The following is a 26559-nucleotide window of genomic DNA, read 5'->3' on the forward strand; positions in this document are numbered from 1 at the left end:
CCTGATCTTTTTATCGCCTCATTTCTTAGGTTCAACGAAAAATCTTACGGCCGTTCTCACTTCACCGTCGATTTCCACATCTGAAAAAGTAGGAATACACACTAGGTCGATTCCGCTTGGTGCCACATATCCCCTGGCTATTGCTATGGCCTTTATAGCCTGGTTCACCGCACCAGCACCTATTGCCTGAATCTCTGCGACGCCCTTCTCTCTCAAAACACCAGCCAGGGCACCAGCGACTGCGTTTGGCTTTGAGTTCGTTGCGACTTTTAGAATCTCCATGATTGCTACCTCCTTTTTGCCACTTTCAAGCTATTGGGAGGATGGTATGGTGCGCCCGGCAGGATTTGAACCCGCAACCATCGGAGCCGAAATCCGATGCTCTATCCGTTGAGCCACGGGCGCATTCCGAAGGAATAAAGAAAAGTGGGGTGGCTGGCGGGGTTCGAACCCGCGGCCGCCTGATCCACAGTCAGGCGCTCTTCCAGCTGAGCTACAACCACCATGAATAATCAGAGGATATGGCGCGCCCGGCAGGACTCGAACCTGCAACCCTCGGATTAGAAGTCCAATGCTCTATCCATTGAGCCACGGGCGCTGGAGCGGCCGACGGGAGTCGAACCCGCAACATTCGCCTTGGAAGGGCGATACTCTACCAATTGAGCTACAGCCGCATATACAGCTTGGTCGGGAAGACAGGATTTGAACCTGCGACCTCCTGTGCCCAAGACAGGCGCGCTTCCATCTGCGCTACTCCCCGTTCACGAATCCAAATATATCAGATTTTGGTCTTATCGTCAATAGTACAGAATCGTGATGTCACTTCGTATTTTACGGAGAGCAGCCTATTAACCATCACTCCCAATAGGCATGTCAAAGATCTAGGCTGATATTTAGACGTTTATTGTATAAAGCGGTTCATGGCCATCACCATGCGTGGGGACGATTGATGACGTTGTAGTAAAATAAGTATCGAGGTGGTTTATTTTGGAGGCAATATACGCCAGCGAACTTGTAAAGAAATTTGGAGAGCTACGGGCACTGGACGGCCTCTCGATAGAGATAGAAAAGGGGGACCTTTTCTATCTTCTCGGCCCGAACGGAGCGGGTAAATCGACTTTCATAAGGATCGTATCGGGATTGATGAAACCCACTTCAGGCCTTGTAAGAGTCGCAGGTATGGATTTGACAGCTTCACTTTCAAAGGTGCGTCAAAAGGTCTCTCTTGTAAGCGAAAAGGCGATACTCTACGACAACCTCTCACCCGTGGAGAATCTGCTCTTCTTCGCATCTATGAGCGGAATAGGGAGGAAGGCGGCTCTGAGAAAAATCTTTGAGCTTCTGGAAAGGGTTGATATGCTCGACTGGAAAGACAAACCGGTGAGAGTCTTCTCAACAGGTATGCGCCAGAGGATCAATTTTGTGAGGGCTCTGATAAACGAACCTGAGATAATTTTTATGGATGAGCCGACTCTCGGCCTCGATCCCCGTACTACAATCACCATAAGGGGGATGGTTGGGGAAATCAACCGCTCGGGAACGACCGTCGTTCTTACCACCCATATGATGAGAGAGGCCGAGGGGATGGCCAAGCACATAGGCATAATGCACAAGGGAAGGTTGCTCGCCTCGGGTGATCTCGAAAGTCTGAGAAGGATTATCGGGGGCGATTTAGTGCGTTTCAAGCTCTCCGGAGAGAGTGTCGGCGATCTCACCGATATCGAAGGCTATATAAGTGACAGAAAGCTCGACGGGTACCGATTGCTGGAGGTAAAACCTTCGACCAGTATAGAAAAGGTCGTCTTTTCTCTGTCTAGCAGGGGTGCCAGGCTGTTCGATATCGAGCATGTGAGACCGACTCTGGAAGAGGTCTTCATCGAGCTGACCGGTGAGGAAGGATTTTCAGACAGACCGAAGAACCAACGATCCGCCGCAACGAATACCTAGACTAACTCGTAGAAAGGATGTGCAAAACATGACCGATATCAAGCGAAACGATACTGAGATAATAAGGGTTTCCAAGAGAGAGTTCAAAGGCCACGAATTTCTGGATCTTAGGATCTACTACGAGGGCGACGACGGGCAGTACAAACCCACCAAGAAGGGCATAACGCTCAATCCAAAACTCGTCGGTGAACTCATAGAGGCCCTGAACAAAGAGAAGGATTCCGAACCGGAAAGAGAGTGAAAGAACCTTCGAACCGTAGGAGGATTTGAATATACGATCTTCGTAATATATAACGAAAAAAACGTGTAACCTGTAGTTTGAAACCTACCGGCGTAAAATCCGGAGTCCGTGTCTAAGTTCCGCCCGGACTCGGGATTATTCTCAAGTTCGCCGGAAACTTTTCCATTATGCACCCCCGATGACGGCTCCCTTCCTTTTGTGTACTCTTCTAAGCTGCAAGAGGGAAAGGTTGACAACGGCCGCTATCACACCCATGGCAAAGTAAACCGGAACCGTTCCGATCCCATCAAGACAGGCGCCTATCAGGGGTGAGAAGATCGAGAAGGAAAGGTTGGCGCTCAAACTCACTATAGAAAGCTTAGTAGCCCTGAAACTGTCTTCCACTTGGTTGTTAACGTAGAATCTCATCACCGGTGTGTACATGCCTCTTACCAGCTGCCCGGGCAGGAGAAGGACTATGGAAAAGAAACCACGGAAGAGGAGAGGTAGAAGGTATGCTCCGGAGATCATGAATCCCATTGTCATAAGAACTTTCCTGGGTCTCACACTTCCCATGGTTTTGACCATGTACCTCGAAGAGAAAGCGCTCACAAGATTGAAAATGGCGAAGACAACCCCATAAAAGGCTATATCGAGATTTATCAGTTTGAAATAAGGCTCATAAAGCCAGAAAGTTGCCCTGAGCATCACACCCATCAAAGCCGCGAAGTACATCGCCCAACGTACTCTTGGCTTTTGAAAAGCCGTACCGAAAACCCTTGCAACGTGAACAAGGTAGGACTGTTTGGGTTTCATTCTTTCCGGCGGCTCGACGAACATGAGCGAAAAGATTCCCGATAAGAATAGCATCGCCACAGAGATCCAAAAAGGTATATATGGGGAGAGAGAATAGAGAAAACCGCTCGCGACGGAGCCTGCAGCCTGACCTGCGAATATCTGTGACATTGATACAGCCTCTATATTGCTGTACTCGCCCTTTCTGCCGATTCTTGACAGGCTCTCGTAAAGTATTGCAGAATCGGCTCCCGAGCTGAAAGTGAGTCCGAGACCGAACAGGACTTCAGCAATCGCGAAGGCTGCAAAACCCTTCATAAATATGTACATGGACAGTCCGATCCCCATTATCAAAGAGGAGATAACTAATGAAAACTTTCTCGAGACCCTGTCAGCGATAGAACCTGTTGGTACTTCGAAAAGCACGACGGAAACGGCCGAGATTGATTGTAAAAGCATGATCTCCGAATAGGAGAGTCCTTTGAAGATCATGTAAGGAACGAGTACCGGTCCTATTATTAGCATATTCTGTGAAAACCGAAAACGTTTGTAAACGCGAACGTTGCGTTCCATTTTCTCTCTCATGATAAGAATCTCCCGTATAAAAAAGGTGGCCTTCCGGCCACCAGTTATCGTTTACTGATAATACTCTCTAAAGCCGGTACTTCCTTAACAAATCGTCGAGAGCCTCCCTCAAGAGCGAAGACTCGGTTCGACCGAGAAGAGCGGTCAACTTCGTCAGTCCATCAAGTTGGGATTTGAGGTAGTAGTTCGACTTGAGTACCATCTTCGACTCCCTTTCAAGAGGGGCGAAGATGACCTGTCCCCTCCCTCCAATCTTAGCTTTCCTCATACCCTCAGATAGAAGGTTGAGAAGCTTCTCGACGGTTGAGGCGTTCCTGGGAAATTCTCCAACCGAGCCACTCACGGTGAATCTGACAATCTTACCCCTGCATTCGAAAGAGAGATTGGCGATAGTTTGCTTCAGATCCTGCATCTCCATAAACAGAGTTTCAAGAGTATACTCGCTGCTATAAATGAAGAATTCGTCTCCAAACCTCACATACGAAAGTTTATCGGGGAGGTTTTCTCTTAAAGTCCTATCGAGTATCTCAAAGACCCTATCACCGCAATCCCTGCCGAATTCACTGTTGATCTCCGCAAACTTGTCGATATCAATATCTGCGATTGCAAATGGTCCTTCTTTCGCGAGCTGTTCAAGTCTGCTCTTCCATTCATCGAAACTCATATATACCTCCATATATATATATTTATAAACAGATATTACACACAATATATTTCATTATCTTTTAGCCGATCTTAAATCTTCACGCCCAAGCCTGATAGAATAGTGAGAATGATATCTGAATTCATGGGAGTGATTCGATTGAAATTTCGGGGGAAGATACTGCTGATTTATCTTTTTTGTCTGGTAGGGACTTTCGTGGCTGGCTTCGATATCCAAGGCCACAGGGGCTGCCGGGGACTGATGCCGGAAAACTCTTTTCTGGCCTTTGAGTATGCTCTGGAACTGGGTGTTGATACGATAGAACTGGATACGGTCGTAACTGCCGATGGCGTGGTGGTGGTCTATCACGATTTTTTCCTAAGCCCCGAAAGGGTTCGCGAAAATGGACAATTCATAACTGAAAGAGTTCTAATCAAGGATCTGACACTTTCCCGTCTGAGAGAATACGATATCGGAAGCATAGCCGAACCCGAAAAATGGCCAGATCAACTCCAGGCAAATGGTCAAGTCATTCCCACTCTCGAAGAAGTCATTCGAATGGTGGAAGCTTATAACACGTTTTCGGAAAAGAAGGTTCGCCTGAACATTGAGATAAAAGCCTCCCCAATAGAACCGGAGTTGACGGTCGATCTGCGTCAGCATGTGGAGAGTGTAATGGATCTGGTCGAGCGGTATGGGATAGGCGAATTCGTTATTATTCAGTCCTTCTTCTGGAAAGCCTTAAAAATAGTCGATGAAATAGACGGAAATGTACTCACTGCGGCTCTAGTATCTTCGACCAACCTCGATAAGACTGCCTGGACCGATGGATTGAAACTGTGGCAATTCGGTTTTGACATTGGCAAAATGCTCGCAAGTATAGGAGTTGATATAGTAGCTCCCAGTTACACAATCATGGCAGATGGCTGGATACAAAGCGCACACGATGCAGGGCTTGATATAATTCCCTGGACGGTCAATGACACTTCCGAGATGGAGAGACTTATTGAGTTGGGCATCGATGGGATGATCACAGATTATCCCGACAGATTGATAAAGCTACTCAGGTGATCGGATATCGCCTAATAAAAAAACTTCGTCGTTATCCGCAAGATCGAGAAACCATTCAAAACATGAAGATATGAACGATACAAACACATAAACCGCAAATGAAAGGACTTATGAAATATGTATATACATAAAGCCGTTTAGAGTGCAACTCGGATCAAGAAATCGCCTTTCTTTTCCGGTATATTCTTCCCGGGAGGGATCGTTATGTATGAATGGCACGAGAACGTTCAGCAGATCATAGAGTTTATAGAGCGGAATCTGGATAATAGCCCATCGCTTTCTGAAGTAAGCGAGAGCCTTTTCTATTCGCCTTTCTATTGCACCAAGAAATTCCACGCTCTCACTGGAATGAGACTGAGGGATTATATCAGGCTTCGAAAGATCTGCAAGGCTGCACTGGAGTTACGGGACACCAAAAAATCGATAGCCGAGATAGCCCTCGATGGAGGCTTCTCCTCGCAAGCATCATTCAGTAGATCGTTCAAGAAAGCTTATTCGGTTTCTCCGAAGGAGTACAGATCCTCTCCAAGACCGATCCCCCTTCTGTTGAAAAGAATTGTCTATGATCCCTATGTTCTCGGTTTAAAAAGGAGGTGCAATTTGATCGAGAAAGAACTAGAAAAGATCAAAATGAAGGTCGAGGTGAAGTTCGAAAAACTGCCCGCACACAAGTTTATCGGGATCAGAAACATTGAAGCAAAGGGATATTTCCACTTCTGGGAGCTTCAGGAAAGCATTCCCGGTCAGGATTGCCAAACAGTTACAGGTCTGCTGGAGAGCATCCCGAGTCTTCGCGGCCAGGTCGGCGGCTGGTATTTTGAAGGTGGTAAGCATGGCTACTTGTATGGGATCGAAGTGCCGATCGATTACAAAGGAGAAGTTCCAGAAGGTATGGAGTGCTCTATTATTTCAGAGAGTGAATACATTGTCTTTTACTACCCACCATATGTATATGAGGAGAACAACGACGTAGTTATGTCAACAGTGAACGATCTTGCATGGAGCTGGAATCCAGCAGATTCCGGCTGCGAATGGAACGCTGAAAATCCGATCTACCAAAGAAGCGATCCAGAAAAATATGGCTACGCCGTTTGCCGTCCCGTGAGACCTCTGAAAAAGTGGAAATAGAAGTTGTAATGAAACCCCTGACTTCAGGGGTTTCTGATTCTTACACTTGATGATAGGTAATTCCCTCCATTTGCTGCTTTCTGAAAAAGGATTCATGAACATAGATAATATCGTTCGGAGTCTATGATTAGTAAAGACTTAACCGAAATCAAGAGTGGCCGAAAGGAGAGAATTAAGATGATAAGGGGAAAGCAAGACGATTATCCTACACTGTCGGAGATACTCCAATCATACAGCGCACTCCAGAACAAGGTTGAAAATTTTGTCAACATGAAGCCAGGCTTCTTTTTTGTGTTTTCGGCCGAAAAAATAGAGGGAAGTCGCGGGCCGTACTACATCTGCACCGTTGGAGACTCTAGGATTAGGATCGAGTCCAAGGCATGGATAGGAGACTCTGGAGTTATTGAACCGCGTGCTGGACATATAGCGCTTGCCGATTATATGCACGACGAGAAGTACGGACTCAGTATAAAGGTGAAGCGAAATTTCACGCCCGATGAAATGGAGGCTTATAGTGCGGGCTCTATCACCAAGCTCATACCGGTCATTAGCAATATCGCCGCTCTCAGATCCGAAATACAACGGCTGATCGAGAGTGTGAAAAATGAGTTTTTGAGAGAATTACTCGATAGTTTGCTGGGAAAAAATGGATCCTGCCAAGAATTTTTCGACTCTCCAGCAGCCAAGACTTATCACCACGCCCTAATAGGTGGTCTCGCCAGTCACAGTCTGCAAGTAGCCAGGTATGCCCTGGGTATATACGAGCTCTCGCCTTCGCGAGATAGTATCGACAGGGATATTCTGGTTGTCGCCGCGCTTCTGCACGATATAGGAAAGGTAAAAACCTATTCAACCGACGATTATGCCTTCGAATACACCGATCGCGGTCAGCTCGAGGAACATATAGCGATAGGAATAAGGATTCTTGAGAGAGCGATCGTGAAGATCGACGGCTTTCCCGAGACTCTGGCCAGCGAGCTGATCCACGCGATTATAAGCCATCACGGTGAATTACAGTACGGTTCTCCCGTCACACCCAAGACCAGAGAGGCGTTCATTCTAGCGCTGTGCGACAACCTCGACGCAAGGCTCGATCATTTCGAGTCCATGGCCGCCGTGACACAGGAAGATTCTTCCTGGACCGAGTATTCGCGAATGTTCCAGAGCAGACTATACAAAGGAAACCACTAAGATGTATGAACCTTTGTCTTAATGGACGACGATTCTTTTTCTTCGTAATCACTACAATTTCGCGGGAGGTTAAAACTACCGCGACCATAGCATGTTACAATTCTTCTTGATCGGTGGGAGGGAATTTCATGTTTGGTAGAGATCTGATAAGAAACATATCGATTATCGCCCATATCGACCACGGAAAGACGACGCTGGTTGACCGTTTTCTAGATATAACAGGCACTGTCGAGCACCGGCGCATGAAGGATCAGTTCATGGATTCGATGGACATCGAGCGTGAGAGAGGAATAACGATCAAGTCCAAACCCGTAAAACTTAATTACACGGCCCGCGACGGGAAGACTTACGAGATAAATATAATAGACACGCCCGGTCACGTTGATTTCAATTACGAAGTTTCGAGGAGTCTGGCAGCCTGCGAGGGGGCGATTCTCCTTGTGGACGCCTCTCAAGGCGTTGAGGCCCAAACGGTGGGAAACACTTATCTGGCAATAGAGAACGACCTCGAGCTGATACCGGTTCTGAACAAGATAGATATTCCTAATGCAAACATCGAGGAAACATTGGCCGAAATAGTCGATCTGATAGGCTACAAAGCCGAAGAATGTCTACTGGCGAGCGCCAAAACGGGAGAAGGTGTCGTGGAGATACTCGAAGCGGTGATTGAGCGCATTCCGCCGCCCTCGGGGGATATTTTGGCTCCGCTCAAGGCATTGATCTTCGATGCGGTTTACGATAAGTACAGGGGCGTGGTTGTTCATGTCAGAGTTTTCGAAGGTTCGGTCAGGGGCGGAGACAGAATCATGATGATGTCCTCTCGCGAAATCTTCGAGGTTATAGAGGTCGGCTACTTCCTTCCGCAGATGGTTCCCACCGATTCTATCGACGCTGGGGAGGTTGGTTACATCATAGCCGTAATAAAAGAAGTGGCAAGCGCCAAAATCGGCGATACAATTACAGGCGCTACTAACTCCACTCCCGAGGCCCTTCCCGGTTATAGAGTCGCCAAACCCATGGTTTACGCTGGTATGTTTCCCGGTATGCCCGAGTACTACGAAGAGCTGCGAAAGGCTCTTGACAAGTTCAAATTGAACGATGCAGCCTTGGTCTTTGAACCTGAGAGCTCGCCGGCGCTGGGCTTCGGTTTCAGGGTGGGCTTTCTCGGCTTGCTCCATATGGATGTGGTCAGGGAGAGACTCGAAAGGGAGTTCGAGATAACCTGCATATTAACGGCGCCGAACGTAGTTTACAGGGTAACCATGAACGACGGGACTGTTCGTGAGATTACTAACCCGGCCAGTTTTCCCGAGCCGGGAGAGTTCGCAAAGGTCGAAGAGCCCTTCGTAGAGCTGTCTATAATCACTCCATCCGATTACATGGGCAACCTAATCGGCTTCATAACCACCGAAAAGAGGGGCGAGTTCAAAGCCGTTGAGAACGCTGGCAAAAACAGAGTGGTCATGAAGTTCGTGACACCACTTTCGGAGATAATGTTCGACTTCTTCGACAGGATGAAGGCACTCTCGAGGGGATATGCCTCGATGGATTACGATATCATCGGTTACAGAGAATCGAACCTGGTCAAGGTGACCATACTCGTCAACAAGGAAACCGTGGATTCACTGTCTTTCATAGTTCATGTGGATAAAGAGTACGCGGTAGCCAAAAAGGTTGTGGACAAACTGAGCGAACTAATACCCCAGCATCAGTTCCAGATACCGATACAGGCCAAGGCCCGTGGCAGGATAATTGCTCGTAGCGATATAAAGGCCCTCAGGAAGGATGTTCTTGCCAAGTGCTATGGAGGGGACGTTACTAGAAAGATGAAACTGCTGGAGAAACAGAAAGAAGGAAAGAAGAGAATGAGAGAGATAGGTCAGGTAACGATTCCTCAGAACGCTTTCCTTGCAATTTTGCGGATCGGCGATGAGGAATGAAAGCGCGGAGTGATATCATGATAAAGCTGGGTGCGCATATGTCTACTTCGAAGGGCTTCGATAAAGTCCCCGAAGACACAATAAAGATAGGCGGAAACACTTTCCAGATCTTTCCACACAGTCCCAGGATGTGGAGAGCCTCTCTACCCGAAGATAAAGTTACCCGGATCTTCAAGAGCGAGATGAAAGACAAAGGCATTGATCCTTATTCCTGCATGGTCCACTCGGGTTATCTCATAAACCTAGCCTCGTCCAACGAGGAGGTCTGGGAAAAGTCGGTAGCGTTGCTTTCGATCGAGATGAAGATCACGGCCTCTCTGGGGCTTAAGTTTTTAAACTTCCATCCGGGGAGTCACCTGGGAGACGGTCTCCAGACCGGAATAGACAGGATTGTGAGGGGAATCGATATCGTTCTGAGCGAAAATCTGGATAGCGATGTGATGCTTCTTCTAGAGAACGTCGCTGCCAAGGGCAACCATATAGGTAGCAGTTTCGAGGAACTGAAGAGCATTATAGATGGATCGTCTGAGCCTTCGAGAATAGGTGTAACCTACGATACCTGTCACGGTTTCGACTCTGGTTTTGATATCAGGACTGTCGATGGGACGGAGTTTCTTATAGAGAGTATCGACTCCACAGTCGGCTACGGGAAATTGAAGATGATACATCTCAACGACAGCAAATTTCCTTTGGGCGCCGGCAAGGACAGACATGAAGTCATAGGCAAAGGTTATATAGGCATGGACGGGGGATTCAGGGAGTTTCTCTCCCGTGAAGAGATACAGCAAAAGCCCTGGCTTCTGGAAACTCCCGGCGGAGACGCCGACCATGAAGAAGAGATCAAGTACATAAAAGAACTATTGAATAGTCGGGAGAACAGTTTATGAAGAAGAAGTATGTGGTAGTGACGGGAGGAGTGCTCAGCGGAATCGGAAAGGGAATACTTTCGGCCTCCATAGCCCGTGTTATGAAGGAGTGCGGGGTGGAGGTTAACACCCTGAAGATAGATCCATACCTCAATATAGATGCCGGTACGATGAATCCAAATCAACACGGTGAAGTTTTCGTAACGGAGGACGGCTACGAGGCCGATTTAGACCTAGGCCATTATGAGAGGTTCCTTGGAAAGGATATGCGACGCGAGAATAACATGACGGCCGGCCAGATCTTCAAAACCATAATTGACAAAGAAAGAGAAGGGAGCTTCCTGGGGGCAACCGTCCAGATGGTACCCCACGTGACCGAGGAGATAAAGGGCAGAATAAGAAGGATACCTGGTGAGCTGATCATGATAGAGATCGGCGGAACCGTGGGCGATATCGAGGGTGAGATCTTTCTCGAGGCTATCAGGGAACTCTGGGTTGAGGAGGGTTCCGAGAACTTTCTCTTCGTTCACGTAACCTACGTACCCTACCTAAGGGTCACGAGTGAGTTCAAAACTAAACCCACTCAACAGTCGGTGCAGCTCTTGAGGAGAATAGGCATACAACCGCAGATGATCGCGGTGAGATCGGAGGAGCCTGTCGAGGAGAACGAGCTGAGAAAGATAGCCCTTTTCGGCGGCGTAGAGAGGGAGATGGTTTTCAATCTGCCAGACTCGAAGAACGTTTACGATGTCCCCTCGATTGTTTACTCTTACGGCATCCACAGAAAGATAGCCACCAGACTTAACCTCGAGATAGAGGAGAGGTTCGAATGGGACTACCCGAGAAACTTCATCCCTTCGAAGATCGCCATAGTCGGTAAGTATCTTGGAACGGATGACGCTTACAAAAGCATATCCGAGAGCATCTGCCTGTGCGGCGCCAGTAAACCGGATGTTCTCGACTCGCAGATCTTTGAGGACATGACGCAGGAGCAGATCAAAAACACCCTGGCCGAATACGAAGGTTTAATAATTCCCGGGGGTTTCGGAAAAAGAGGTATAGAAGGAAAGATAGCTGTGATAAGATACGCTCGAGAGAACAATGTACCCATTATGGGCATCTGTCTGGGTATGCAGCTAATGGTTATAGAGTATGCCAGAAACGTTGCCGGCCTTGTAGGAGCTAACTCCACCGAATTCGATCCGGCGACGCCATATCCGGTGATCGATATAATGGAGGAACAGAAAAAAATACTCAAACTTGGCGGGACCATGAGACTGGGGGCACAGGAAACTCCAATAAAGGAGGGAACTCTTCTCATGGAGGCTTACCGAACCAGTCTGGTTCATGAGAGGCACAGGCACAGATACGAAGTTAACTACGAAGACTTCCGCGATCTCTTCAACGAGCCGGGTGAGGACCTTTCCGGCAGAATGGTGATCTCGTCCAAGGCCACTTTCGTAGAGGCCATAGAGTTGCCAGACAAAGATTTCTTCCTTGGAATTCAGTACCACCCGGAGTTCGGCTCGAAAGTCGGCCGCCCCAGTCCGCTATTCAGACTCTTCGTTGAAAAAATCAGGGGGCGAAAAAGGGATTGACGGTTATGGATTTCAGAAACGGTAGAACGTTGGACCTCTCCTCACCAGTGATAATGGGTATAATCAATACTACACCCGATTCCTTCTACCCCGGAAGCAGGGTCCCCGATACACGAACCGCCGTGAAAAGGGCGATGGAAATGCTCGACAGCGGCGCTTCTATAATCGATATAGGCGGTGAATCTTCAAGACCCGGGGCCGAAGCCATAGACTGGCAGGAGGAAGTCCGCCGAGTCGTTCCTGTCGTTAGGGGCATCAGGGAGCTAAGACCTGAGGCGATCATCTCTGTCGATACATACAATCGCAATACTGCTTTGCAGGCACTTTCGGAGGGAGCCGACATCGTCAACGATATAACAGGGTTGATTGATCCCGCTATGATAGAGGTGGTGGCGAAGAACGAGGCCGCGGTCATAATAATGCATATGAAAGGTACGCCCTCGACTATGAACCAGCTAACCAATTACTCCGATGTAGTATCTCAGGTTAAGGAGCAACTGCTTGAACGTTGCGAAAAGGCCGTGGCGGGAGGAGTGAGGGAGGAAGCAATAATTCTCGATCCCGGCATTGGTTTCGCAAAGAACGCCCTGCAGAGTCTCGAGATTCTCAGGAAAATCACGGATTTCACCTGTTTGAAGTACCCGGTGCTGGTGGGCCATTCCAGAAAAAGCTTCATAGGATACGTCTCCGGCCTGCCCGTAGAGGAAAGGCTCGAGGAAACTCTCGCCGTCTCCACTTATCTCTATCTGAAGGGAGTGAAGATATTGAGAGTCCACGACGTTGAAGAGCACCGGAGAATCTTTGATATACTGAAGTTGATTGATAAATCCACCGGATAATGAATGGGAGGTAAGGTTTTGTCTTACAACAGGCAATCGAAAAAATACTGGAGAGAGACCTGGAAAGCCTATCTGTTTCTCCTTCCTTCACTGGTGATCCTTGGTGTCTTCACTTTATGGCCGATAGTCTTCTCTCTTGTCTTGAGCTTTTTCAAATGGGATTACACTTCGGCCTCGCGCTACTTCATAGGTCTGGATAACTACAAGGAACTCTTCAGAATCTCGTACCCCGTTCAGATGAATCTGTTTTACTCGATCATCAATATGGCCGTCTATGTGGTTACGACTCTGGTTCTGGTTCAGATTGTCCATTACTTTCTCTGCAGTGTGAGTAAATACGATAAGCCGAAAAAAGGCCACGCGACTCTTTATATACTGTTTGCGTCAATTCTTGCCGGTTATGTGATTTTGAGAAATTTGTCTGCCGGTTTGACAGTTGCCGGGATACTTTATGGACTGGCGATGGTTGCCTTCGGCCTTGCGCTATTATTTAAACGCAGAGGTTCGATACAGAGCTTTAAGATGAAGTCGAGCCAGTGGGTAACGCTCATGCTTTTCATAGGGATATACTACCTTCTCTCAAGGGTTCTATTGAAAGAGAGCATAGACTTTTTACAGTACTTCGTGCTGGCCAAAGAGAGCTCGGATTTCTTGAAGTCAATCTTCAACACCATCTATTATGTTGTACTTTCTGTTCCGACACAGATAGCGCTGGCCCTCCTGATAGCCGTACTGCTCAACAAGAACATTAAGCTCCGCTCGCTCTTCAGAACGGCGTATTTCATACCTTTTGTGACATCAGTAGTCGCCGTTTCACTGGTCTGGCAGTGGATGTTTAACGACCAGTTTGGCCTTCTGAACTACATTCTGTCGTGGTTCAACCTGCCGAAGATCGCATGGCTCAAAGAGGAGGTCTGGACGATACCTACAATCGCCATAGTCTCAGTCTGGCAGCACGTGGGCTACACAGCCGTGATCTTTCTGGCCGGTCTTCAAAACATTGACAGATCCTACTACGAGGCGGCCGATGTGGATGGAGCCAGTTCCTGGCAAAAATTCAAGTTCATCACATGGCCTCTTTTATCGGGAACGACCTTCTTCATAATGATAATAACTATGATCGGAGCCTTCAAAGTCTTCTCCCAGATATTCATTCTGTATCAGGGCTTACCCGGCCCGGTCAACAAGAGCGGACTCACACTGGTTTACTATGTCTTCGACGCCTTCTACAATCAGCAGAGGATGGGAGTGGCCAGTGCGGCCGCCTATATTCTCTTTATGATAATCCTTCTTCTCACGATGGTGCAACTATACGTCGGGAAGAAGCGTGTACACTACGAGGGATGAGGTGTCGCTGTGAATACATCATCTGCAAGGAGTATTTCGAAGATTTTCGTATATGTTCTCATCATTGGGGGGGCCTTCCTGATGCTGGTACCATTCGCATGGATGGTTGATACGTCTTTCAAAGCACCGAGCGAAGTGTCTTCCTGGCCGCCTGTATGGACGACCAAAAACGCTGCAAGTTCATTCCAGTTCAATACCAGAATCAGGCAGAAGAGCTCCTCGACGTCCGTGGATCTTTCAACGCTCAGTCTGAGTGAATTCAGAAACTTCGCGGCCCTTCTGGAGAGCGTGGGTAGTTTCGATACGCTCACGGTTAATCTCGACGATGACCCGATCGTGCGCGGCGAGATTGAAATACTGCTTCTCTCGAACAACGGTTCGCCAGCCTCATACGCGGTTAATCTCGACATGGCTCGCTACGGAGAGCTTGTCGGGAAGTTTCTCTCTCTGAAAGGTTCATTTCCACAGACCTTTTCCGGCGAGCTCGAAAAGCTAAGCACGGATGATCCGGGAGCTTTCTTCGACGGCTTTTTCGGGATTTCCATCTATCAGGATAATGGCTTCATCAGGAGAGTCGTACTGGTAAACTCCATGAAATCCCTTTATTCATCCACGATCGATAGACTCCTTCAATCTGCCGAGACAACATTCAAAGACCTCCCGATTGACAATGACTCCACCAAACAGTTGAAGGCCGAACTCCGCGAAGAGATCCGTGATATCTTTAACGATACGGTGTCTGCATTTGAGGCGGCTATGACCGGACTGGATTCCTATAGGACGGGTACTTCGGGTGTGACGTCTCTGCCCGAGCTGGCGACAATAATACGACTCATGCGCGAGAACATCTCGAAGTTAGAAGTGGACGCACAGGAGTCGCTCTCTCTGGCCAGATCGAAAGCATCTTCGGATCCGAGGTTAACAATGCTTGTGAACCAGTTTGAACGCTCCCTGGAAAGCGTCTCCGACGGGCTGATTAGCTGGGCTGACCTCATGGATTTCTACGTAGAGGCAAGAAACTTCTACGATAGTGTTCAGACAGCATCGCTCTCGAGCGGTTCGATAGTGGGGAGGATAAGGACCGATAAACAGGTCCACGGACTGGTGATAAAGGCCCTCGACACCTGGAAGGCCGATCCGGCAACGAAGGAGTATCTAAAGTCAACTCTGACGCCGTCGAACATAAGGAACGCCGTCACCATACTTCTTACTTACCTGGATGAGAATTACAGGAACAGTCTGGCGGGCCACTTTTCCAATCCCCGAGCCGTACTGGAAGCGGTCAACGAAGCCATGAACTTCCTGAGAACGTCGCTCCTTGTGGCCGCCGATCCCTCGCTCGAGGAGAGAGTTCGACAGATCATGACCTCGGAGAGCTCCTATCAGGAGCTGGAATCGATTGTAAGAGAAGTTGCAACTACGGCAGGGCAGAGTATAACTTATGGCAAAGTCTCGGCCGGACTCTCCAGATTTGCCGGCGAGAGCGATCCCGAAATCTTCGCCAGATTCATAAGAAGAAGGTGGGAAGAGACCGAAATGGTTGGCAGTTTCTCGAAGATGCACTCGGACATCTTCACCGAGCTCGACCTCGTTTCTAAACCCGACGAGGTCGAAAAGGTCTTTCTTAGAGGTTTGATTTCCCCCTCCGGTTCAAAATCCTTCGATATAAAGCTTAAAGGTATCCCGGCCGTCTGGTTCAAGGACGATGTCTCCTCGGCGAAAGCGAACTTCACGTTCGCCGAGACAATAAGTAACTTTTTCCAGAACTACGTCACTGCATGGAACGCCGCACCATTCGGAACGTATTACTTCAACACCGTCTTCGTGGCGATAGTCACCACTTTTGCCGAGATAATATTCGCTGCAATGGCAGCCTTCGCCTTCGCAAAAATGGAGTTCTTCGGCAAGAATCTTATCTTCACACTCTTCCTTGCAACGATGATGGTTCCCGGAGAAGTTCTCCTGGTACCGAATTACATAACCCTCACCGCTCTGGGTTGGATCGATTCATATTACGCGCTCATAGTACCCTGGGTCGTCAGCGTCTTCGCCATCTTTCTATTGAGGCAACATTTCATGACGATACCGAACGAGCTTTACGATGCCGCGATGATAGACGGACTCACCAAATGGAGGTTCTTGTGGACAGTCATGGTTCCTCTATCCAAACCGGCCGTGATTACGGGTGCGTTGCTCAAGTTCGTCGGGAGCTGGAACTCTTTCCTCTGGGTGTTGATCGTTACCAAAAGCCCGGAGATCAGAACGCTGCCGGTAGGACTTCAAAACTTCAGTTCAGCCACCGGTAGCGACTACCATCTCCTGATGGCGGCCGCGACTTTCTCGGTTATACCGGTCGTTATTCTCTTCCTGCTGACCCAGAAGTATTTCATAGCGGGAATAGCCAGGAGTGGTTTGAAATAGCCAGGGTAAAGCGCAAGAAAATCTTTCCGCTGGGGATTTTTATCTTCCTGGTTCTTTTGCTTTCACTCCTTCTCATCACTAACTACAACGCGATAGCGAAGCTAAAAGAGGAGAAACATAAGCTGGAGATCATGGAGAAGCTATACAACGAACTGGAGAAACAGATACAGATAAGAGAGGCCGAGCTGGAATTGTTGAGGAAATTGATGCAGGAGAAAGGCACGGGTGTCTATTGATGAATTATATAGTTACAACTTCGTACAAACCTTCGAGGGAGGAAGTGACAAAGGCCAGAGATCTGGCCGAAGAGATGGGGGTCAAATACGTATCACGCAGCAGGTTGAAGGAGTACGAAAAGGAGAAAGTTCTGGACTTCTACTACGTCTTCGACAAGAATGGCCAGCTCGTAATACGCTCGGGTGAGGAAGTCTTTTTCTTCCATCCTGGAATGTCCAAAGTCAGACTGAAAAATATCAAGTTGCAGGATTCCGATTATCTGATCAAAAGCATGGAACTCGCGGGAACTGAACTGGTTCTCGATACCACATTTGGTCTGGGAAACGAAGCCCTTCTGATCGCCAATTTTCTTCCCGACGGAAAAGTCGTGGGGCTTGAGGCTTCAGAACACATCTTCAGGGTTGTTTCGCACGGCTTGAAAAATTACCCCTACGAAGACGACTGGACGAGGGAAGCCGCTGGCAGGATAGAACTGTACAACAGGGACCTGAGAGAATTCGTAAGGAGCTGTGGAGAAGGTTCTTATGATATAGTTTACTGTGATCCAATGTTCGACAGACCTCAGTACAGCTCACACTCGATAAATCCGTTGAGGCCTTTCGCGGTGTATGACAGAATAAACAGAGATGATGTTGACTGGATGATCAGGGCAGCTCGCCGAAAATTCATACTTAAAAGCCGAACCAGGGACACTCTCTTCCAAGAGCTCGGGATCGAATTCGACCGTTTATGGGGAAGCAAGAAGAGCGGCGTGCTATACGGGGTTGTCGATAAGAGATGATACCTGTTATCCTCGGGCCAACGGCCGTAGGAAAGACAGCCCTCCTACTGAAGTTAGCCATGAGACTTCCCATAGAGGTCGTATCGGTTGACTCAAGACAGATCTACCGCCACATGGACGTGGGAACGGCCAAACCTACGAAAAGCGAACGGGAAAGTCTCAGACACTGGCTGATAGATATAAGGGACCCGGATGAGGATTTCGACGTAAAGACATTTAGAGAACTGGCGCTGGAGGCGATCGAAGATATCACATCCAGGGGGAAAATACCGGTCTTGGCCGGTGGTACCGGTCTGTACGCCGAGGTTCTTATGAAAGGACTGGCCAACGTTCCCGGACGTAACGAGAGCGTTCGCGAGGCCCTTGCCGAACTCGAAAGGGCCAGCCCCGGCTCATTGCGTAAGATACTGAAGGCTATCGACAGCAAGGCCTACGGGCGCCTTCACGAGAACGATTTGAAGAGATCTATAAGGTATCTCGAGGCCTTTTTCCTGACAGGAAGGGCACTGAGCGAAGTGCAGAACGAGAAAGTAATTTCAGACAGGTTCAAAGTGATCGTCCTGAACCGATCCCGGAGTGAGCTACATCGGAGAATCGAATCGCGAGTCGAAGAGATGTACAGGCAGGGTCTGATGGAAGAGACGCGGGAACTTTTAGCCATGGGTTACACTGCAAATATCAATGCGTTGAAGACAATAGGCTACGCCGAAATGGTACAATGTATTAGGGGTTTGATTTCTTCACAAGAAGCTCTGGAGAAGATAAAATGTAATACAAGGAGATACGCGCGGCGTCAGATAATCTGGTTCAGAAGGTATTCGGGTCTTGAAATCGATCTTTCGAATCTTACTGAGTCCTGTGCTGTATCGACACTTGAAAGAACAATTCTCTTAGTTTGGGGGGGTAATTATGGCTGAAAAGTTCAATCTGCAGGACCGTTTTTTAAACCTGCTGAGGGTCAACAAGGTTGAAGTGAAGATGTATTTGGAAGGTGGTTTTCAAACTAAAGGTATGGTCAAGTCCTTCGATAATTTCACGGTCCTTCTCGAAGATGGGCAGGAGCAGACGCTTGTTTACAAGCACGCCATAAAGATGATGGTTCCTCAGAAATACGTGAGACTGACCAATACGACCGGCAAGAAGGAGGATTGAAAAAAGCATAGACGCACTGCTTATAGCTGTTTTTTCTCCAGGTGAACAGGAAATCAGGTCGGAAATCGTCGGCGAGCTCAATGAACTAGCGCGGACGGCCAACTACAATATTGTCGAAACGGTGATACAGAATCTCGATTATCCCGACCCCAGGCATTATCTCGGCAAAGGAAAGGTCGATTTTGCCAAGAGAATGTTGGAATCTTGTGGTGCCAAAACCGTTATCACCCGTCACGAACTCTCTCCTTCTCAAGCTTTCAACCTCGAGAAGCATCTAGGCGCTAAAGTAATAGACAGAACCCAGTTGATCCTGAAGATATTCGCGGACCATGCCACAACTAAAGAGGGGAAACTCGAGGTCGAACTCGCCAGTCTTAAGTATCAGTTGCCGAGACTGAAGGGTTACGGTAAAATACTATCGCAGACTGGTGGAGGAATCGGTACCAGAGGACCGGGTGAGAAGAAACTCGAAATCGACAGGCGGCTAGCCCAGGACAGGATAACACGTCTTAAACGTGAGCTCGAGGAATTGAAACGACAGCGAGAAGTCTCCCGAAAAAGACGGGTCGATTCCACCAGTCCCCTTGTTTCCTTCGTGGGTTACACCAACGTGGGAAAGTCTTCCCTAGTCTCTCTCCTGAGCGGGGAGAATCTGCTGATTCAGGACAAGCTCTTCGCCACTCTCGACACTAGAGTCAGGAGAGTAAGATTGACTTCGGGTTTGCAGATACTCGTTTCCGATACGGTGGGTTTCATACGAGAACTTCCGCACGAATTGATGGAGAGTTTCAGGGCAACCCTCGACGAAGTCAGGTTTTCAGATCTGCTAGTGATTGTCTCAGACGCTTCTGACACGGCCGTCAGGGAAAAGCTCGCGGTCGTCGGAAAGACGCTCGAAGAGATCGGCAGTGGAGAGATAGAGAGTATCCATGTGCTCAACAAGATAGACAGATGCACGGCCGAAAGATTGATGGAGCTGCGATGCATCTTCCCAGAGTCAGTTATGGTCAGCGCACTCAAAGGAGAGAATATCGACGAACTCGTCGTGGCCATTCAAAGGGCTCTCGGCGTGGAGAAAAAGATATGGACTCTCAGATTGAAACCAGATGGTTTGGTTTGCTTCATGAAATTCAGAGATTCTCTCGAAATTATATCGCAGGAGTACAGAGAAGATGTGATTGAGATACAGTACTTATCCTCCGATGAGATACATGAAAGGATGATTTCTTCTATTTGTGAGGAGGGAAAATGCTTATGATGAAAAAACTGTTGGCGGTTCTGATAGTTACTCTGGTGGCCGGTCTATCGCTCTCGGCGATCTTGCCCTTTCCTCTCAAAAGAACTCCCGAGATTACCGGATACTTTGGAGAGTTCAGGGGCAATTCGAGAAACATCAATTATCCGGAACACTTCCACATGGGCCTGGATTACTCTACAGGAAGTATAGTCGGCCTCGATCTAGTATCTCCGGACGATTCTTATGTAAACGTTATCTACATCAATCACCCGATATACGGAATGGGCATCGCGATTACCCTGCCGAACGTGACGAACGTTCTCACCAACGAAAAGGGTATAAACGTTATTTACGCCCACCTCAACGAGATCGGAGACACCTCTTCACTGACGGGAAGAAAGTTGAACGATTTATACCACCAGCTCTCTTCTGAATTCGGCGACCAGTACGTAGAGGTGGTTTTCGATCCGAGAGAACTGCCCTTCAAGCGCAACGAAGTGGTGGCCAAATCCGGCAACAGTGGAAATGTTGCTCCGCACCTCCATATTGAAGTCAGGGACAGCACGATGAAGACCATTATCAATCCCGGGCTCTATTTCGATACGGGTCAGCCGTCCTCTGCGATCGAGATACTCGATTTGAGAGTCGGTGGAAAGATATATAGTTTCTCTTCGGGTAAACCGACCGTTGAAATGACCGCATTGACCCCGATAGATCTCCACACCAAAGTGCAACTCAGACATCCTGTCAGCCCCAGAAGTATAGAGCTCTACGTCGAAAACAGTTTGATCTATCAGATAGATTTTATGTTTTTTGACGAGGATGAGGCCACTAGAGTCTATGAAATCTACTCCTCACCCTCGAACGAATCGGATTATTGGTTCAACCTCAACTCCAAAAAATCGTTGAGCGTACTACCCGTGAACATCTGGGACGATATCGACTGGAGCAACCCCAGGGATGCGAAAATCGTGGTACGCGATCACTGGGGGAATGAGGCTTCAAAAGAGTTCAGGATAGTCATGAGGAGGTAGTTGAAATGTTTTTCAAAAAGAAAGAGAGAGATGTTTCGAAAAATCCTTTCTATGACAGCGGCAACACGGTTGTGGTGCATTTTCAGTGCGGGAAATGCGGAGAGAAATTCAGGAGTCATTTACGAAAATACTATGACATAAGTGTGAATTACGGAAAGGGAAAAGGCGCTTACAGACTGGACAAAGAGTTCATTGGGGGCAATTGTCAGAATAAGATCCAGATTTACGCCGACTTTAACAGAGCCTTCAAGCCGCTCTCCTTTGATATAATTGGTGGTAAATTCCTTTCTAAAGAAGAGTACGAAGAATAGATTCAGCTATAAGGAGGCAATTAGATGAAAACTTGGTTGTTCACCAGTGAAAGCGTCACGGAAGGCCATCCCGATAAAATGGCAGATCAGATATCCGATGCGATACTCGACGCGATGCTGACGCAGGACGAGAATTCCAGGGTGGCTGTGGAAACGCTTCTGGCGACGGGAGTAGCAGTGGTAGCTGGGGAAGTCAGCACCAAAGCATATGTAGATATTCCAAGGGTAGTAAGGGATACGATTCTTGAAATCGGCTACAACAGGGCGAAGTTCGGTTTCGACGGTGAGACGTGCGCCGTTCTTACAAGTATAGACGAGCAGTCGCCAGATATCGCTCTGGGAGTCAATAAATCACTCGAAGCCAAAAAGGACGATTCAGATAGATACAATACCATAGGAGCCGGTGATCAGGGTATGATGTTCGGCTACGCGACGAATGAAACTCCAGAGATGATGCCTCTTCCAATCGTGCTTGCCCACAGGCTTGCCCTCAGGCTGGCTCATGTGAGAAAAGAGGGAATAGTGAAGGGCTTCAGACCCGACGGAAAGACACAAGTGACCGTGAAGTACTCCGACGGTCGGCCGGTAGGAGTAACCGCCGTTGTCGTCTCTACCCAGCACGATCCCGACCTGACCAGAGAAGAGATCGAGAGTCTGGTAGTGGAGAATGTTATTTCACCCGTGATAGACGACGAGTTACTTCTGGAAGGGGTAGAGATCTTCGTCAATCCAACCGGTCGCTTTGTCAGGGGTGGCCCAGCGGCCGATACAGGTCTTACCGGAAGAAAGATCATAGTCGATACATACGGCGGATGGATTCCTCATGGTGGGGGAGCCTTCAGTGGAAAGGATCCGACCAAGGTCGATAGATCGGCCCACTACATGGCCAGGTATGCCGCCAAGAACATAGTGGCTGCCGGACTGGCAGAGAAAATAACCCTGCAACTGGCTTACGCCATAGGAGTTGCCAGACCTGTTTCTTTCATGATCGATACATACGGCACCGAGAAAGTCGATCTTGAGAAATTGAGAAAGGCCGTTTTGAAGACCTTCGATTTCCGACCCGGTGCTATCATAGATAAACTCGACCTCAGAAGACCTATATACAGACAAACGGCAGCTTACGGCCATTTTGGAAGGATGGATATCGATCTGCCCTGGGAAAAAGTCGATATGGTCGAGCAATTGAAGAAAGCCTTAGATTAATGATAAAATAATCTGTAAATCCCGAAAGGAGGAGAAGTGCTAAGTGCCTAACAATGCTTCAGCAAAGAAGAGAGTGAGACAGACTGCCAAGAAGACTATGATCAACAAGGCCGTCAAAACCAAGTTCAGAAACGCTTCAAAAAAGCTTTACAAAGCCATCGAGCAGGGCGAGGACGTTTCCTCGGTCGCTACGATGTTGAGTGAAGTATATTCCACCCTCGATAAGGCTGCAAAAGTGGGAACGATCCACAAAAATACAGCTTCACGAAAGAAGGCCAGACTTACCGCAACGGTTAAATCTTACGTGCAAGCCAAGCAGTAATCCGGGAAGAAAAAAAGGTGGCGCAAGCCACCTTTTTTTATGAATAAAACTTCTTCAAACTTTCGGTTGTGCGCTTTCGTGCGTTCCGGCCAGTACATTCTCCTCGGTTTCTGGATCGAAGACATGGAGCATGGTCATGTCGAACACGAGATCGATCATTTGTCCGGCCGCAGCCCTGCTTTTGGGATCGACCTTGGCCACGATGTCGTCCCCGTGGATATTGGCGTGTATCAGCGTTTCGCTTCCCAGTGGCTCAACAACGTCGACATTCCCCTTAACTGTGAACTCGTCTTTCGGAGCCACCGCGTACATCTTGTCGTAGATATCCTCGGGTCTGATGCCGAAAGTGATGTCCTTACCAACCAGATCCTTCAATTTCGCCGCTTTGTCGGTTGGCACGAGTACCTTCATATCCTCTTTTACAACCCAGGTCTTTCCGCCTTCGGAGACCAGCTTTGCGCTTATGAAGTTCATGGCGGGGGTACCGATGAAGCCGGCGACAAATTTGTTTTTCGGCTCGAAGTAAACCGAATATGGATCACCGATCTGCTGAATTATTCCATCCTTCATAATGACGATCTTGTCGGCCATCGTCATGGCTTCTACCTGATCGTGGGTAACGTAGATGATCGTTGCCTGCAGGTTCTGGTGGAGTCTCTTCAACTCTGCTCTCATCTGGACTCTCAACTTGGCGTCGAGGTTGGAAAGCGGTTCGTCGAAGAGGAAGACTTTCGGATTCCTGACTATCGCTCTTCCGACGGCAACCCTTTGTCTCTGACCGCCTGAGAGTTGCTTGGGCTTTCTGTCAAGAAGTTGCTCGATGCCAAGGATTCTGGCCGCTTCCTTCACCCTCTGCTCGATCTCGGGTTTTGGGGTCTTTCTGAGTTTCAAACCGAAGGCCATGTTCTCGTAAACCGTCATGTGGGGATATAGAGCGTAGTTCTGGAAGACCATCGCTATGTCTCTGTCCTTTGGTTCCACGTCGTTTACGACTTTTCCACCGATCTTGATTGTTCCCTCCGTGATCTCCTCCAGACCGGCTATCATTCTTAGAGTGGTGGTCTTTCCACACCCAGAAGGGCCGAGCAGAACCACGAATTCTTTGTCGTCAACTTTCAGATTTGCATCGAGAACGGCCTTGAAACCGTTCGGATAAGTCTTTCCAACTTTCTCAAGGATGACTTCTGCCATAGTTCACCTCCATCATTCATCGTCAACTTCTACAATTAAATCCCTTATCTCAACGTTCATTGCTTCATCGCCGGCATCCATAAGATACAGGTCGTAGACCCTTTCCAAAAACTTGTTCAGCAGCACGTACTTTCCATAGTCCATGAGAACTGCCTTGGGGACTCCATTTTTTGTTATAATTATATCGGCTTCCTCGCAATCATCAACGACTCTGGAAAAATGTGCTTTTGCTTCTGCCAGTGAATAGAAAGAGAGTTCATGCAATCTGGACAAATGAACCACCCCGTTATGATTATACAGTATGACCATAATTATAGTCAAGCATAGCTTTCGGAGGTGCCAAGTATGCAAAAGAAGTTTTTCCAAAAGCAACCCATGATGCGAAAGGTTATTTATTCACTGATTCCCATACTGATCTTCGCAATAGGGAACTTTGGCTGGATTGTCCTCTTAAAAACCTTTCTCTCAACTTTCACGGCGGTATTTATCGAATGGCTTTTCGAAAGAAAGAAGGGAAAACCCGTCAGCGAAGCAGTCATTGTTACGGGTCTTCTGGTCGGGCTCATTCTTCCGCCAGCCGTTCCCTTCTGGATAGTCATCGTGTCAAGTTCCTTCGGTGTCGTCTTTGCAAAGATGGCTTTTGGGGGATTTGCAAAAAACCTGTACAACCCCGCAATGGTTGGAAGGGCTTTCGTTTATGTTAGTTTCCCCGCGGCCGTTCAGCAAAGCTGGACTCCGGCCGTCAGTACGTGGGGACAGGGCTTCGGTCGCTGGATCGCCTCGGACGTAGTCACTATGGCCACACCTCTCAACGTTATAAGGGGTGGGGGTGATATGTCTATGTGGAAGATGTTCTTCGGAAACGTGTCTGGAGCATCCGGCGAGACAGCCAAGTGGCTTATCATAGCGGCTGCGGTATATCTAATAATTACCAAGACTGCGTCCTGGAAGATAATACTCTCAACGATCGCTTCGGCCTTCGTTGTATCGGGATTAATCTTCCTCTTCGATCCGACCCGCCTCAATCCACTGGCGTGGATATTCGGAGGCAGTATCCTCTTCGGAGCGGTATTTATGGCCACCGATCCAATAAGCGCTCCCAAGAGGGAACGTTCGAAGTGGATCTATGGAGGATTGATAGGGACGCTATCGGTCGTTATAGGAACCTTTTCGCTATTTGGTGCCGGATTCATGTTCGCCCTGCTAATTGCCAATACCTTTGCCTCCCTTATCGACTATCTCGACACTCCGGAGAAGGTGAATAAATCATGAAAGACAAGCTGTATTCGGTGTTTTTTGCCTTTGCTCTCACACTCGTCTTCACACTGATTCTGGCCAGTATAAACGCTCTGGCCACCGGTACGATCGAAGTCAACGAGAAACTGGACTTCCAGAAATCCCTCCTTTATGTCTTTGGATTTGTCCAGAAAGACGACAAGCTTTCAAGCAAAGAGATACAGGAGCTCTACGGAGAGAAGATCGTCGAGCTTCGTGGCGAGGTAGATGTTTACCGTGCGCAAGTCGAAGGAGAGACGGGTTATGCCTTCACCGTTCAGAGCCCCGGCCTGTGGGGGACGATCACCGGCCTGATAGCTATAAACGCCAGCGGGACGAGGATGCTGGGGATCGACTTTGTGGAACACTCTGAAACTCCCGGTCTAGGAGGCAGAATCGACGAAAAAGCTTTCCAGCAACAGTTCAGGAACGAAAAGATCTCTAGTGGTCCTTCGGGCAGAATCGCAGTGGTCTCGGGGCAGGACACATCCTCCAGTGAGGATTCGAAGGTAGATGCCATAACCGGTGCTACGAGGACTTCCGAAGCTATCCAGAAGCTGATTGACAAGGCGATGAACGAAGTCTTCCCGAAGGTTCTGAAGGTGGTGAACTGATATGGGTGAATCGAAAAAAGAGACATTCATGGCAAACATCTGGAAAAACAACCCGGTCATCGTACAGATACTTGGAATCTGTTCGGCCCTGGCTGTGACTAATAACATGACTAATACCCTGATTATGGGTATCGGTCTGACATTTGCGACTGGTTTCTCTTCGCTCACGATCTCTGCCCTGCGCAATTACATACCCAAAAACGTCCGCATGATGGTACAGGTGTTAATAATCGCCACATACGTCATTATTCTCGATATTGTACTCAAGGCCTATCTGCCCTCAATAAGTAAAGCACTCGGCCCTTATGTCGGCCTCATAATAACCAACTGTATAATAATGGGTAGGGCCGAGGCCTATGCGCAGTCCCACGGGCCGGCGCTCTCCTTCATAGATGGCATCTCAGCAGGAATCGGCTATTCGCTGATCCTTCTCCTGATAGCCTTTATCAGAGAGCTGCTGGGTTTTGGTAGTATCTTCGGCATGAGAATCCTTCCCGATAGTTTCACGCCATGGGTAATAATGATAACAGCTCCCAGCGCGTTCTTCATCATAGGCACCATAATATGGATTGCCAGATCGCCGCTGGTTAAGAAGAAGTGAAGGGGGG

28 protein-coding genes and 5 tRNA genes are annotated in these 26559 nt (G+C 48.3%); 23 read left to right on the forward strand and 10 right to left on the reverse strand.

Going from position 1 to position 26559, the window contains the following annotated elements; all coding sequences use genetic code 11:
- Positions 1-18: 18 nt before the first annotated feature.
- The 6 genes from MESINF_RS10970 to MESINF_RS10995 form a co-directional block, all read right to left on the reverse strand.
- Complete coding sequence (locus tag MESINF_RS10970) at positions 19-282, reverse strand: stage V sporulation protein S (RefSeq protein WP_169699857.1); 264 nt, start codon at positions 280-282, stop codon at positions 19-21.
- A gap of 47 nt (positions 283-329) precedes the next feature.
- Positions 330-405: transfer RNA gene (locus MESINF_RS10975), tRNA-Arg, on the reverse strand.
- Positions 406-427: 22 nt separating this feature from the next.
- A tRNA-His gene (locus MESINF_RS10980) sits at positions 428-503 on the reverse strand.
- Between the two features lie 19 nt (positions 504-522).
- Positions 523-598 (reverse strand) — tRNA-Arg (locus MESINF_RS10985).
- Positions 599-674 (reverse strand) — tRNA-Gly (locus tag MESINF_RS10990).
- Positions 675-684: 10 nt separating this feature from the next.
- Positions 685-760 (reverse strand) — tRNA-Pro (locus MESINF_RS10995).
- A gap of 227 nt (positions 761-987) precedes the next feature.
- On the opposite strand from MESINF_RS10995, the gene MESINF_RS11000 reads away from it, so the two are divergent.
- Both MESINF_RS11000 and MESINF_RS11005 read left to right on the forward strand, forming a co-directional pair.
- Positions 988-1947: an ABC transporter ATP-binding protein gene (locus tag MESINF_RS11000; protein ID WP_169699858.1), complete on the forward strand. Its 960-nt coding sequence runs from the start codon at positions 988-990 to the stop codon at positions 1945-1947.
- 28 nt (positions 1948-1975) lie between these two features.
- Complete coding sequence (locus MESINF_RS11005) at positions 1976-2188, forward strand: transcriptional coactivator p15/PC4 family protein (protein ID WP_169699859.1); 213 nt, start codon at positions 1976-1978, stop codon at positions 2186-2188.
- 165 nt (positions 2189-2353) lie between these two features.
- Here MESINF_RS11005 and MESINF_RS11010 read toward each other — a convergent pair whose 3' ends face one another.
- Positions 2354-3547: an MFS transporter gene (locus MESINF_RS11010; protein ID WP_169699860.1), complete on the reverse strand. Its 1194-nt coding sequence runs from the start codon at positions 3545-3547 to the stop codon at positions 2354-2356.
- Positions 3548-3614: 67 nt separating this feature from the next.
- The gene (locus tag MESINF_RS11015) at positions 3615-4211 is read right to left on the reverse strand and encodes a GGDEF domain-containing protein (RefSeq protein ID WP_169699861.1); all 597 of its coding nucleotides are present in this window, start codon (positions 4209-4211) and stop codon (positions 3615-3617) included.
- Between the two features lie 138 nt (positions 4212-4349).
- Here MESINF_RS11015 and MESINF_RS11020 point away from each other — a divergent pair, with 138 nt between their 5' ends.
- From MESINF_RS11020 to rpsT, 18 genes are all read left to right on the forward strand, one after another.
- Positions 4350-5261 (forward strand): glycerophosphodiester phosphodiesterase family protein, encoded by a 912-nt coding sequence (locus MESINF_RS11020; protein WP_408631258.1) that lies wholly within the window; start codon positions 4350-4352, stop codon positions 5259-5261.
- A gap of 204 nt (positions 5262-5465) precedes the next feature.
- Positions 5466-6389 carry a helix-turn-helix domain-containing protein gene (locus MESINF_RS11025; protein ID WP_169699862.1) on the forward strand — a complete coding sequence of 308 codons (924 nt, stop codon included), beginning with the start codon at positions 5466-5468 and terminating at the stop codon, positions 6387-6389.
- A 177-nt stretch (positions 6390-6566) separates the two neighbouring features.
- Positions 6567-7580, forward strand: coding sequence for a 3'-5' exoribonuclease YhaM family protein (locus MESINF_RS11030; protein ID WP_169699863.1), 1014 nt, complete (start codon positions 6567-6569; stop codon positions 7578-7580).
- Between the two features lie 128 nt (positions 7581-7708).
- Complete coding sequence (gene lepA / locus MESINF_RS11035; RefSeq protein WP_169699864.1) at positions 7709-9520, forward strand: translation elongation factor 4; 1812 nt, start codon at positions 7709-7711, stop codon at positions 9518-9520.
- A 17-nt stretch (positions 9521-9537) separates the two neighbouring features.
- Positions 9538-10407 (forward strand): deoxyribonuclease IV, encoded by an 870-nt coding sequence (locus MESINF_RS11040; RefSeq protein ID WP_169699865.1) that lies wholly within the window; start codon positions 9538-9540, stop codon positions 10405-10407.
- On the forward strand, positions 10404-11984 hold the full coding sequence (locus MESINF_RS11045) for a CTP synthase (RefSeq protein WP_169699866.1): 1581 nt from the start codon (positions 10404-10406) through the stop codon (positions 11982-11984). Before MESINF_RS11040 ends, MESINF_RS11045 begins: the two co-directional genes overlap by 4 nt.
- A gap of 5 nt (positions 11985-11989) precedes the next feature.
- Complete coding sequence (gene folP / locus MESINF_RS11050) at positions 11990-12823, forward strand: dihydropteroate synthase (RefSeq protein ID WP_169699867.1); 834 nt, start codon at positions 11990-11992, stop codon at positions 12821-12823.
- An 18-nt stretch (positions 12824-12841) separates the two neighbouring features.
- Entirely contained in the window at positions 12842-14170 is a 1329-nt protein-coding gene (locus MESINF_RS11055) for a carbohydrate ABC transporter permease (RefSeq protein ID WP_197712670.1), read from the forward strand.
- A gap of 81 nt (positions 14171-14251) precedes the next feature.
- Positions 14252-16591 (forward strand): carbohydrate ABC transporter permease, encoded by a 2340-nt coding sequence (locus tag MESINF_RS11060; protein ID WP_169699869.1) that lies wholly within the window; start codon positions 14252-14254, stop codon positions 16589-16591.
- Positions 16592-16647: 56 nt separating this feature from the next.
- The gene (locus MESINF_RS11065) at positions 16648-16827 is read left to right on the forward strand and encodes a hypothetical protein (protein WP_231936738.1); all 180 of its coding nucleotides are present in this window, start codon (positions 16648-16650) and stop codon (positions 16825-16827) included.
- Positions 16827-17609, forward strand: coding sequence for a class I SAM-dependent methyltransferase (locus MESINF_RS11070; protein WP_169699870.1), 783 nt, complete (start codon positions 16827-16829; stop codon positions 17607-17609). Before MESINF_RS11065 ends, MESINF_RS11070 begins: the two co-directional genes overlap by 1 nt.
- Positions 17606-18526 carry a tRNA (adenosine(37)-N6)-dimethylallyltransferase MiaA gene (gene miaA / locus MESINF_RS11075; RefSeq protein ID WP_169699871.1) on the forward strand — a complete coding sequence of 307 codons (921 nt, stop codon included), beginning with the start codon at positions 17606-17608 and terminating at the stop codon, positions 18524-18526. The genes MESINF_RS11070 and miaA overlap by 4 nt, the downstream gene beginning before the upstream one ends.
- A complete protein-coding gene (gene hfq / locus MESINF_RS11080; protein WP_169699872.1) occupies positions 18519-18761 on the forward strand; it encodes an RNA chaperone Hfq in 243 nt (80 codons plus the stop codon). The genes miaA and hfq overlap by 8 nt, the downstream gene beginning before the upstream one ends.
- Positions 18762-18825: 64 nt before the next feature.
- Positions 18826-20019: a GTPase HflX gene (gene hflX, locus MESINF_RS11085; protein ID WP_231936921.1), complete on the forward strand. Its 1194-nt coding sequence runs from the start codon at positions 18826-18828 to the stop codon at positions 20017-20019.
- On the forward strand, positions 20016-21032 hold the full coding sequence (locus tag MESINF_RS11090; RefSeq protein ID WP_231936739.1) for a M23 family metallopeptidase: 1017 nt from the start codon (positions 20016-20018) through the stop codon (positions 21030-21032). Before hflX ends, MESINF_RS11090 begins: the two co-directional genes overlap by 4 nt.
- A gap of 5 nt (positions 21033-21037) precedes the next feature.
- Positions 21038-21343 (forward strand): hypothetical protein, encoded by a 306-nt coding sequence (locus MESINF_RS11095; RefSeq protein WP_169699873.1) that lies wholly within the window; start codon positions 21038-21040, stop codon positions 21341-21343.
- A 24-nt stretch (positions 21344-21367) separates the two neighbouring features.
- Complete coding sequence (gene metK / locus MESINF_RS11100) at positions 21368-22549, forward strand: methionine adenosyltransferase (RefSeq protein ID WP_169699874.1); 1182 nt, start codon at positions 21368-21370, stop codon at positions 22547-22549.
- A 43-nt stretch (positions 22550-22592) separates the two neighbouring features.
- Positions 22593-22871: a 30S ribosomal protein S20 gene (gene rpsT / locus MESINF_RS11105; RefSeq protein ID WP_169699875.1), complete on the forward strand. Its 279-nt coding sequence runs from the start codon at positions 22593-22595 to the stop codon at positions 22869-22871.
- Positions 22872-22925: 54 nt separating this feature from the next.
- Here the strand turns inward: rpsT and MESINF_RS11110 are convergent, their stop codons facing one another.
- Together MESINF_RS11110 and MESINF_RS11115 are read right to left on the reverse strand one after the other, a co-directional pair.
- Positions 22926-24062, reverse strand: a complete 1137-nt coding sequence (locus MESINF_RS11110; RefSeq protein ID WP_169699876.1) for an ABC transporter ATP-binding protein — start codon at positions 24060-24062, stop codon at positions 22926-22928.
- Between the two features lie 12 nt (positions 24063-24074).
- Complete coding sequence (locus MESINF_RS11115; protein WP_169699877.1) at positions 24075-24335, reverse strand: type II toxin-antitoxin system Phd/YefM family antitoxin; 261 nt, start codon at positions 24333-24335, stop codon at positions 24075-24077.
- 72 nt (positions 24336-24407) lie between these two features.
- Here MESINF_RS11115 and MESINF_RS11120 point away from each other — a divergent pair, with 72 nt between their 5' ends.
- From MESINF_RS11120 to MESINF_RS11130, 3 genes are read left to right on the forward strand one after another with little or no spacing between them, the layout of a single operon-like run.
- Entirely contained in the window at positions 24408-25334 is a 927-nt protein-coding gene (locus MESINF_RS11120) for an RnfABCDGE type electron transport complex subunit D (RefSeq protein ID WP_169699878.1), read from the forward strand.
- Positions 25331-25951, forward strand: a complete 621-nt coding sequence (locus MESINF_RS11125; RefSeq protein ID WP_169699879.1) for an FMN-binding protein — start codon at positions 25331-25333, stop codon at positions 25949-25951. Before MESINF_RS11120 ends, MESINF_RS11125 begins: the two co-directional genes overlap by 4 nt.
- Before the next feature lies 1 nt (position 25952).
- Positions 25953-26552 (forward strand): NADH:ubiquinone reductase (Na(+)-transporting) subunit D, encoded by a 600-nt coding sequence (locus tag MESINF_RS11130; RefSeq protein ID WP_169699880.1) that lies wholly within the window; start codon positions 25953-25955, stop codon positions 26550-26552.
- Positions 26553-26559: the final 7 nt, after the last annotated feature.

Origin of the sequence: Mesotoga infera, from assembly GCF_900157305.1 — a bacterium.
Classification (GTDB): domain Bacteria; phylum Thermotogota; class Thermotogae; order Petrotogales; family Kosmotogaceae; genus Mesotoga; species Mesotoga infera.

Coding starts and splice junctions, on each gene's coding strand:
- MESINF_RS10970 (WP_169699857.1), bottom strand. CDS start 282: ATGGAGATTCTAAAAGTCGCAACGAACTCAAAGCCAAACGCAGTCGCT.
- MESINF_RS11005 (WP_169699859.1), top strand. CDS start 1,976: ATGACCGATATCAAGCGAAACGATACTGAGATAATAAGGGTTTCCAAG.
- MESINF_RS11010 (WP_169699860.1), bottom strand. CDS start 3,547: ATGAGAGAGAAAATGGAACGCAACGTTCGCGTTTACAAACGTTTTCGG.
- MESINF_RS11015 (WP_169699861.1), bottom strand. CDS start 4,211: ATGAGTTTCGATGAATGGAAGAGCAGACTTGAACAGCTCGCGAAAGAA.
- MESINF_RS11025 (WP_169699862.1), top strand. CDS start 5,466: ATGTATGAATGGCACGAGAACGTTCAGCAGATCATAGAGTTTATAGAG.
- MESINF_RS11030 (WP_169699863.1), top strand. CDS start 6,567: ATGATAAGGGGAAAGCAAGACGATTATCCTACACTGTCGGAGATACTC.
- lepA (WP_169699864.1), top strand. CDS start 7,709: ATGTTTGGTAGAGATCTGATAAGAAACATATCGATTATCGCCCATATC.
- MESINF_RS11040 (WP_169699865.1), top strand. CDS start 9,538: ATGATAAAGCTGGGTGCGCATATGTCTACTTCGAAGGGCTTCGATAAA.
- MESINF_RS11045 (WP_169699866.1), top strand. CDS start 10,404: ATGAAGAAGAAGTATGTGGTAGTGACGGGAGGAGTGCTCAGCGGAATC.
- folP (WP_169699867.1), top strand. CDS start 11,990: ATGGATTTCAGAAACGGTAGAACGTTGGACCTCTCCTCACCAGTGATA.
- MESINF_RS11060 (WP_169699869.1), top strand. CDS start 14,252: ATGCTGGTACCATTCGCATGGATGGTTGATACGTCTTTCAAAGCACCG.
- MESINF_RS11070 (WP_169699870.1), top strand. CDS start 16,827: ATGAATTATATAGTTACAACTTCGTACAAACCTTCGAGGGAGGAAGTG.
- miaA (WP_169699871.1), top strand. CDS start 17,606: ATGATACCTGTTATCCTCGGGCCAACGGCCGTAGGAAAGACAGCCCTC.
- hfq (WP_169699872.1), top strand. CDS start 18,519: ATGGCTGAAAAGTTCAATCTGCAGGACCGTTTTTTAAACCTGCTGAGG.
- MESINF_RS11090 (WP_231936739.1), top strand. CDS start 20,016: ATGATGAAAAAACTGTTGGCGGTTCTGATAGTTACTCTGGTGGCCGGT.
- MESINF_RS11095 (WP_169699873.1), top strand. CDS start 21,038: ATGTTTTTCAAAAAGAAAGAGAGAGATGTTTCGAAAAATCCTTTCTAT.
- metK (WP_169699874.1), top strand. CDS start 21,368: ATGAAAACTTGGTTGTTCACCAGTGAAAGCGTCACGGAAGGCCATCCC.
- MESINF_RS11110 (WP_169699876.1), bottom strand. CDS start 24,062: ATGGCAGAAGTCATCCTTGAGAAAGTTGGAAAGACTTATCCGAACGGT.
- MESINF_RS11120 (WP_169699878.1), top strand. CDS start 24,408: ATGCAAAAGAAGTTTTTCCAAAAGCAACCCATGATGCGAAAGGTTATT.
- MESINF_RS11125 (WP_169699879.1), top strand. CDS start 25,331: ATGAAAGACAAGCTGTATTCGGTGTTTTTTGCCTTTGCTCTCACACTC.
- MESINF_RS11130 (WP_169699880.1), top strand. CDS start 25,953: ATGGGTGAATCGAAAAAAGAGACATTCATGGCAAACATCTGGAAAAAC.